Here is a 1,197-nt window from a genome sequence, read left to right as displayed (position 1 = left end):
ATAGAATTCTAAGCCCTATGGCTTGAAGCCCTTCTCTAGCAGACATCATTTTGCTCAGGTTCAGTCAAGGCCCTGCCAGGGCATTTTGGTCGAAAAAATTTTATTATATTTCATTCTCCTACTTGACGAAGGCACACCAATAGGATAGCGGGCCATTTTTATACACAGTTCTCATTGAAAATGGTTAAATTTTTATATAAAAGGGCCGGCTCTCTATATAATGGCCCACCACAACTGCGAACTGATCACTAATACGTGATACCTGTTTTTCTAAAGCTTTTTAAATAATGATTTCTATTTTTCTGCACCCTTTTTTCACAAACTTATCCCCAAATTCACAGATCCATTTCGTCGATTTTAAAGCACCTGCCGCCCATGGGAGGAAGGTCATCCAGGGCTTTCATTTCTTCTTCGGACAGTGCAAAGTCAAAGACAGAAAGATTCTGTTTCATCCGTTCCACATGGCTGCTTTTTGGGATGGGGAGGATCCCGTGCTGGATTTCCCAGCGGAGGGAAATCTGGGCAGGGGTCTTTCCATGTTTTCTGGAAATAGAAGAAAGCGTAACATCCCCGGCCATGGTCATTCGTCCCAGGGGAGCCCAGGCTTCCACGAGGATTCCTTTTTTCCGGCAGTAGTCCACTGCTTCCTCCTGGAGCCACCCCGGATGGATTTCCAGCTGATCCACCATGGGAAGGATTTTTGCAGTTTCTGCGATTTCATCGATATGATGGGGAAGAAAATTGGACACGCCGATGGCACGGATAAGTCCTTTTTCATAGAGCTCCTCCAGGGCCCGCCAGGTTTCCTGATTTTCCCTGATGGCAGAAATGCCGTATTTTTTCGTATTGGCCGGCCAGTGGATGAGGTACAGATCGAGATAGGTCAGTCCCAGGTCGGAAAGAGTCTTATGAAAGGCAGCCATCGTCTTTTCATAGCCCCGGTCCCGGTTCCACACCTTCGAAGTGACAATGATTTCCTCCCGCGGAATCCCGCTTTCCCGGATTCCCTTTCCCACTCCTTTTTCATTTCCATAAAAAGCGGCCCCGTCAATGAGCCGGGGCAGATTGTCAAGTCTAGTGCAACATTTCTTCAACAAATTCTATTGGAGTCATCCAATCCATTCCTTTTCTAGGTCTATTGTTAATATAGTCTACTGCCTGTTGAACTTCATCATCTGTCACCTTCCGGAAGTCTGT

General features: G+C 46.4%; 1 protein-coding gene. It reads right to left on the bottom strand.

Going from position 1 to position 1,197, the window contains the following annotated elements; genetic code table 11:
• Positions 1–335 precede the first annotated feature (335 nt).
• The gene (locus VZT47_RS10535; RefSeq protein WP_330224909.1) at positions 336–1,097 is read right to left on the bottom strand and encodes an aldo/keto reductase; all 762 of its coding nucleotides are present in this window, start codon (positions 1,095–1,097) and stop codon (positions 336–338) included.
• Positions 1,098–1,197 lie beyond the last annotated feature (100 nt).

It is taken from the genome of Dialister sp., assembly GCF_036343215.1.
Taxonomy (GTDB): domain Bacteria; phylum Bacillota; class Negativicutes; order Veillonellales; family Dialisteraceae; genus Dialister.
Note: the sequence above shows the minus strand (reverse complement) of the source record. Positions and strands in the feature narration are given on the sequence as shown.